At 66.8% G+C, this 6,885-nt stretch carries 6 protein-coding genes; 2 read left to right on the forward strand and 4 right to left on the reverse strand.

Translation table 11 applies throughout. From position 1 onward, the window contains the following. Positions 1-62 precede the first annotated feature (62 nt). Positions 63-467: an NUDIX hydrolase gene (locus tag ACNFIA_RS26755; RefSeq protein WP_416790011.1), complete on the reverse strand. Its 405-nt coding sequence runs from the start codon at positions 465-467 to the stop codon at positions 63-65. Further along, positions 464-1,009, reverse strand: a complete 546-nt coding sequence (locus ACNFIA_RS26760; protein ID WP_416790012.1) for a dihydrofolate reductase family protein — start codon at positions 1,007-1,009, stop codon at positions 464-466. The genes ACNFIA_RS26755 and ACNFIA_RS26760 overlap by 4 nt, the downstream gene beginning before the upstream one ends. A 169-nt stretch (positions 1,010-1,178) precedes the next feature. Between ACNFIA_RS26760 and ACNFIA_RS26765 the strand changes: the two genes are divergently transcribed. Next, entirely contained in the window at positions 1,179-2,516 is a 1,338-nt protein-coding gene (locus ACNFIA_RS26765) for a DEAD/DEAH box helicase (RefSeq protein WP_416790026.1), read from the forward strand. 191 nt (positions 2,517-2,707) lie between these two features. Here ACNFIA_RS26765 and ACNFIA_RS26770 read toward each other — a convergent pair whose 3' ends face one another. Continuing rightward, a complete protein-coding gene (locus ACNFIA_RS26770; protein ID WP_416790014.1) occupies positions 2,708-4,372 on the reverse strand; it encodes an MFS transporter in 1,665 nt (554 codons plus the stop codon). Between the two features lie 220 nt (positions 4,373-4,592). Between ACNFIA_RS26770 and ACNFIA_RS26775 the strand changes: the two genes are divergently transcribed. Continuing rightward, positions 4,593-5,903 carry a phospholipase gene (locus tag ACNFIA_RS26775; RefSeq protein ID WP_416790016.1) on the forward strand — a complete coding sequence of 437 codons (1,311 nt, stop codon included), beginning with the start codon at positions 4,593-4,595 and terminating at the stop codon, positions 5,901-5,903. A 58-nt stretch (positions 5,904-5,961) separates the two neighbouring features. On the opposite strand, the gene ACNFIA_RS26780 is transcribed toward ACNFIA_RS26775, so the two are convergent. Further along, a complete protein-coding gene (locus tag ACNFIA_RS26780; RefSeq protein ID WP_259756491.1) occupies positions 5,962-6,225 on the reverse strand; it encodes a DUF2790 domain-containing protein in 264 nt (87 codons plus the stop codon). Positions 6,226-6,885: the final 660 nt, after the last annotated feature.

Here is a 6,885-nt window from a genome sequence, read left to right on the forward strand (position 1 = left end):
CCAGGCAATAAGGATTTCTTAAGGAAAAACCCGACGAAATGCAGGTAATTGAGCTGAACGAATCAGCTCAGACGAGCAAGCAGAGCGGGGAGGACCTGCTCGCGCAGCAGCGGGGCGAGGTGATGAGGGTAGACGCCGGCCGGGTCGAGCCAGGCGAGCTCCTCCAGCTCGGCGGCGGGCTGGACGGCATGGGGCAGGGCGGCAATGAAGACGTGGGCCTCCACGCGCATGTCCGGTTCGTTGGCCGCCTTGGCCTGGAAATGGCCCAGCGGCGTCAGCGCCGAGCTTGCCAGGTGCAGGTCGAGCTCTTCGCCCAGTTCGCGCAGCAGGGCCTGGACCGAGGTTTCGCCGGGTTCGTGCTTGCCGCCCGGCAGCATGAAGGCCTGGGTTCCGCGCTTTCGCACCAGCAGCAGGCGTCCGGCTTCATCCAGCAGGCAGGCGGCGGCGATACGAATGGTGGCGGTCATGGTGAGGGCGTTTCCTTCAGAACCTGATAGCGCATCTGCACGATGCCGCTGGGGAAGCTGCGCTGCTCCAGCAGCTGCAGGCGTTGCTCGAGGCCGATGCTGAACAGGGGGATGCCGGCGCCGAGCAGGTGCGGAATGATGCTGACGATCACCTCGTCAAGCAAGCCTGCGGCCAGGAAATTGCCGGCCAGGCTGCCCCCGCCGACCAGCCAGATGCGCTCGCAGCCGCGCCCCTGCAAGGAGGCGAGGGCGTCCACCGGCGTGAAGTGCTCCAACGCCACCTGAGGCGCGGCCTTGGGCAGATGGTTGGAACGAGTCATCACCAGCGTGGGTTTGTCCGGATAGGGCCATTGCTGCTGGTTCAGGCAGAACAGGTAGGTGGCCCGGCCCATGAGCAGGCCATCGATGCTGGCGTAGAAGGCGTTGTAGCCATGGTCGTCGGCCTCGCCGCCGTATCCTTCGAGCCAGTCCACGCTGCCGTCGGGGCGAGCGATGTAGCCGTCGAGGCTGGCGGCCACGTAGTAAATGAGAGTCGCTGGCACCTGTATGCTCCTTTTTGTCAGGCCCACCAGAGCATGGCATCGCCCTTGGCCGAGCGCCGCTACGTTTGTCGGGTTATTGACGCGGCGGCCGTCGGGTCGGGCGTCGGCAATATTTCCAGCGCGCAGGCTCGGCAAACATTAAGCTATGCAGCTATTTGGTCTTTACGTGATATCGAGGTCTGCCTTGTTCTCCCAATTCGCCCTGCACGAACGCCTGCTCAAGGCGCTCGATTCGTTGTCCTTCACCGAGCCGACCCCGGTCCAGGCTGCGGCCATCCCGAAGGCCCTGGAGGGGCGCGACCTGCGGGTGACCGCGCAGACCGGCAGTGGCAAGACCGCCGCCTTCGTGCTGCCGCTGCTGCATCGTCTGCTCGCCGAGGAAAAGCCCAAGAGCGGCGCCCGTGCGCTGATCCTGCTGCCGACCCGCGAGCTGGCCCAGCAGACCCTCAAGGAAGTCGAGCGCTTTGCCCAGTTCACCTTCATCAAGGCCTGCCTGATCACCGGTGGTGAGGACTTCAAGGTGCAGGGCGCGCGGTTGCGCAAGAATCCGGAGATCATCATCGGCACGCCCGGCCGCCTGAACGAGCAGTTCAACGCCGGCAACCTGCCGCTGGGCGACGTGGAGGTGCTGGTCCTCGACGAAGCCGACCGCATGCTCGACATGGGCTTCTCCGAGGACGTGCTCAAGCTCGCCGCGCAGTGCCCGGCGCAGCGCCAGACCCTGCTGTTCTCCGCCACCAGCGGCAGCGGCCTGCACGCCATCGTCGAGCAGGTCCTGCGTGAGCCGGAAAACCTGCAGCTCAACCGCGTCAGCGAGCTGAACGAAGAGGTCAGCCAGCAGGTGATCCTGACCGACGACGTCGGCCACAAGGAGGCCCTGCTGCAGTGGCTGCTGAGCAACGAGACCTATGAGAAGGCCATCGTCTTCACCAACACCCGCGTGGCGGCCGACCGCCTGACCGGCCGCCTGATTGCCGCTGGCCACAAGGTCTTCGTGCTGCACGGCGAGAAGGACCAGAAGGACCGCAAGCTGGCCATCGAACGCCTGAAGCAGGGCGCGGTGAAGATCCTCGTCGCCACCGACGTGGCCGCCCGGGGCCTGGACGTCGACGGCCTGGACCTGGTGATCAACTTCGACATCCCGCGCCGTGGCGACGAGTACGTGCACCGCATCGGTCGTACCGGCCGCGCGGGTGCGGCCGGCACCGCGATCTCGCTGGTGGGCCACGGCGACTGGAACCTGATGTCGAGCATCGAGCGTTACCTCAAGCTGCGTTTCGAGCTGCGGACCATCAAGGAACTCAAAGGCACCTACAAGGGGCCGAAGAAGGTCAAGGCGTCGGGCAAGGCTGCCGGCACCAAGAAGAAAAAAGACGACGCGAAGAAGACCGGCAGCAAGGCGCCGGCGAAGAAGAAATCCGCGGCCAGGCCCAAGGCGGGCCCGTCGAAGGTGGTGAGCCAGGACGGCCTGGCGCCGCTCAAGCGCAAGAAGCCGGCGGCGGAGTAATCAGCGGAGCTTCGTGCTGGGGCGTGCCCTCTCCCCAACCCTCTCCCTGAAGGGAGAGGGGGCTGTCCGCGCCATTCGGGCTGCGGTGCGCCCGATTGACCTCGCCACGCTTTCGTCGGTTGGCTGCAAGGTGCCCAGGCGTTTGATCCAGTCCCTTCCCTTCGGCGAGAGGGACTCTTGATGTTGGATTCCTATCCCAGCGTCTCCGGCGGCGCCTCGTAGCTGCCCGACTCATAGCTCACCCCATGGCGGATCACCGGCGGCGCGTCGCCCGCGTGCAGGCTGGTGACGTTGTCGATGATGGTCTTGTCCTCGATGGTCAGGCGATCGAGCATGCGCAGGTGGCCGATCCAGTTGTCCACCAGGAACAGTTCCTGCCAGATTTCCGGGTTGCTCACGTCGCGGTACAGCGCCCAGCGCTCCGCGCCGTTGCGCAGGCGCAGACGCCGCAGCGGCTTGGCCGCGCGGACGAAGTCACGGGTGCGCTCTGCGGGAATCCGGTATTCGATGGACACCAGCACCGAGCCGCGTTCGGGGTTGAACACGAAGGTCGGCTGCCCCGGCACACCGCCCGGCGCGCGGGCGATGCTGGTGGAGTCCAGCTCCGGCAGCCGCGAGTTGTACAGCAGCGCTACCGAGACCAGCAGCAGGCAGCCGGCGGCGATCAGCGCGCCCTGCACGCCCATGGTTTCGGCGAAGTGCCCCCAGAGGAACGAGCCGGCCGCCAGCCCGCCGTAGATGGCGGTCTGGTACAACGCCAGGGCCCGGGCCTTGACCCAGTCGGGCACGAGGATCTGCACCGCGGAGTTGTAGGTGGCCACGGCGGCGATCCAGCAGGCGCCGCCGAGCACCAGGGCGGGGAAGATCACCCAGAGGTTGTCGACCCAGCCCAGGGTCAGCATCACCAGCGCCAGCGTGGCGGCGGCGAAGCTGATCAGGTGACTGCTGCCCAGCCACTGCCGCGCCTTGCTCACCATGGTGCTGGCGACGATGGCGCCCAGGCCCAGGGCGCCGAGCATGTAGCCGTACACCGAGGCGCTGCCGTCCGGGTTGCGGTGCGCCAGCAGCGGCAGCAGCGCCCAGATCGCGCTGGCGGAGAGGCCGAACACCGCCGAGCGCAGCATCACCAGGCGGGTGACGCTGGAATATTGGGTGAAGCGCAGGGCGGCGATCACGCCTTCGAAGATGTGCTCCGGCGGCAGGGTGCGTTTGGGCACGTCGCGGCGCCATTGCCAGATCGCCCAGATCAGCGCGGCGTAGCACAGGCAGTTGAAGAGGAACACCCAGGAGGCCCCGGTGGCCGACAGCAGCAGGCCGCCGATGGCCGGGCCGACGGCGCGGGCGACGTTGTAGTTGACGCTGTTGAGCAGTACGGCGTCGCCGAGCATGCGCGGTGGCACCTGCTCGTTCACCGCCGCCTGCCAGGCAGGAATGGTGATCGAGCTGCCCAGCGACAGCCAGAGGATCGACACGATCAGCAGCAGCGGGTCGAGGTAGCCCATGAACGCAAGCGCCGTCACCAGCGCGGCGCCGGAGAGCTCCACCGTCAGGCCCACCAGCATGATCTTGCGGCGGTCGTGGTTGTCGGCCAGCACGCCGGACATGATCGACAGCAGCACCAGCGGCAGCGCCGAGGCGACCTGGATCATCGCCACCATCAGCGGGCTGGCGTGGGCCTCGGTGACCACCCAGGCGGCGGCTACCGATTGCGCCCAGGTGCCCAGGTTGGCGAACAGGTTGCAGATCCAGATGATGCGGAACGCGGCGATGCTGAAGGGTGCGAGGACGCCACTGCGGGGTTCGACGGGATCGGGCTTGAGCGGAAGGTCTTGCTTGGGTGAAACGGACTGCAGCATGGGGACGCCCTTATTTCGAGTGGCCGGCACGCGCGTGGAGCCGGTGCCTTTCCATGCCGGGCAAGTGTAGTGGCTGGGACCGTATGCGCCATTGATGATGGTCAGCCGTGGCGTTATCGGTGACTCGCGCTGGCAGGCTTCGACAGTGCTGGCGGGGCTTCGGATTGTTAGGCTGCGTCGGAATTTTCCGTCTTGCATTGCCAATAAGAGCGAAGAGCCGATGAAGCGACTTTCCACCTGCCTGCTGGCCGGCCTGCTGGCCCTGCCGCAAAGCCTCTGGGCCTGGTCCAATCACACCCTGGGCAGCTATCTCGCCTTGCGACAATTGCCGGCGCTCACCCAGGCGCCCGATGTCGAGGTGGAACCGCTGGAGAGCTTCATCAGCCAGCAGCGGGCCGGCCTGGTGAAGCTCCTGGACGAGCAGGAAGCCTACGCCCGCGAGCACTTCCGGCAGTACCCGCCGCGCCCGGACGACCTGCGCCTGGCCGAAGACGGTCGCGACGACCTGCTCAAGGCGTTCCTCATGGCATTGCGGCTGAACCCCGAGATCAAGCTGGCCACCGCCGTGCAGCCGCCGCCCGGCGGCGAGTTGCCAGGCGATGAGTTGCACAAGCATGTGGCGCTGCAGCCGGCGGACGTGCTGGTGTTCCGCAACCTGTCCGGCTGGAACCAGTGGCGCTTCGTGCAACTGCAGGCGGGGGAGAAGGTGCCCGCACTGGACGTCCTGGCCAGCGCCGCCGACGAGCCGGACTTCGGCCACGACATCAACCTGTTCAGCGACAATCCCGGCGACGCCGGCCAGCGCTACGGTTTCGGCACCCAGCCGTTCGGCGATCCGCGCTACGAGTTCAGCTCCCAGGCGCCGTTCCACATGGGCTTCTACCATGAGGACGCGATCATCTTCACCGGCGCGCCGTACCTGGAACGCAACTGGCCCGAGTGGCGCGCGTACCAGTTCCATGGCCTGGCGCGCTTCGCCTTCGGCACGGGGCATCCGTACTGGGGGTACCGCTTCCTGGGGTGGGCGATGCACTACATCCAGGACATGACCCAGCCCTATCACTCGACGCCGCTGCCGGGCGAGACCACCGCCAGCATGCTGTGGACGGCGGGCAAGTCCATGGCCGGCTTCGACGCCGACAAGCAGGCGGCGATCCAGCGTGTGGCGGACCGGCATACTGGGGTTGAGCGGTACGAGGTCGACTGGCTGCGCGAGACACTGCGCCAGGGGGGCGAGTCGCCGTTGCTCGCGGCGTACGCCGATGTGAGCGGCGACGGGAGTTATCCACCTTATTCGACGGCGTATCTGCGCGAGGTGGTGGCAAGCGAGTCCCATGCCCATGCGGCGGCGTTCGATGCCGCGATCGGCCATTGGCTGGACAACCAGAAGGTGCCGGCGGGGGATTTCAGTGCGGGGAACTCACCGGAGCCGTTCCGCCACGACGCGGCGCTGGATGAGCAGATCGTGCAGTTGATCCGCCACTTCGGCGCGCACAGCCGCAATATCGCCAGGGCGGCGCTGCAGCCGTAAGCGGTGAATGGCATTCCCGCCGAGGCTGCGTGGGCCACGGCGGGAACGCGCAAATCGCTTAGCCGCCGGAGCAGCCGTTGCCCCACACCTGGTATTCGACCGTGTGGCGCTGACCCTGGGAGTCTTCGTAGGTCATGCGTGCCGGCACGATACCGCACTGGTTGGAGACGTCGGTGGTCGAGATGACGTGGGCGACGTCCAGTTTCATGTCGTAGGTGTACTGCTCCACGGCCGCGCTTGGTGCCTGGCCGGCGGCGTTCGCCTGCTCGGCCAGGGCGAGCGAGGAGAAGCCCAGCATGGCCAGGATGACTACAGCTTTCATGAATTTACCTGCCTTGTTCCCGGTGTCCGGACGTGACGGGTCCGTGACGCTCAGCTCATGGCTGCGTCGGGAAACGTTGGGGATGAGGATGGGTCTTGGGTGTGTTGCGGCGCGCGCTGTAACAGCACGGAAATAATAGGATTTGCCTGACCCAAGTCATATATCCAGGCGCCAACAAGACTTCGTACTCAGAGGCAACAATCCAGCATTGACGCGGCTTGCAGGGGTGGCTCTGCGGCGGGCGGTCGCGGAGATTCGGCTTCTGCATAAGTGAAGTATCGGCACTGGGGCATCCCCTCACCCCAGCCCTCTCCCAGAGGGAGAGAGGGCGACCTGTGCCGGCTAATGCCGCGTTTTCATCCTCCACCGAACTGCCCCCTCTCCCTCCGGGAGGGGGGCGACCTGTGCCGGCTAATGCCGCGCTTTCATCCTCCACCGAACCGTCCCCTCTCCCTGCGGGAGAGGGTTAGGGTGAGGGCCGACCGGGGCGAAAAGCTGTCTGGCGGGAGCGGCTCTGGCGCGGCTGGAGACTCATCGCGGACGGAGTCCGCTCCTACGATCCATGGGAGTTTTGTGCCGTGCGGTGCGGGGGGCGGGGCCCGGCGCCGGGGGGGGGGGGTGGGGGGGGTGGGGGGGGGGGGCTTGGGGGGGCCCCCCGGG

Source organism: Pseudomonas sp. NY15437 (assembly GCF_048068435.1).
GTDB lineage: Bacteria > Pseudomonadota > Gammaproteobacteria > Pseudomonadales > Pseudomonadaceae > Pseudomonas > Pseudomonas nitroreducens_B.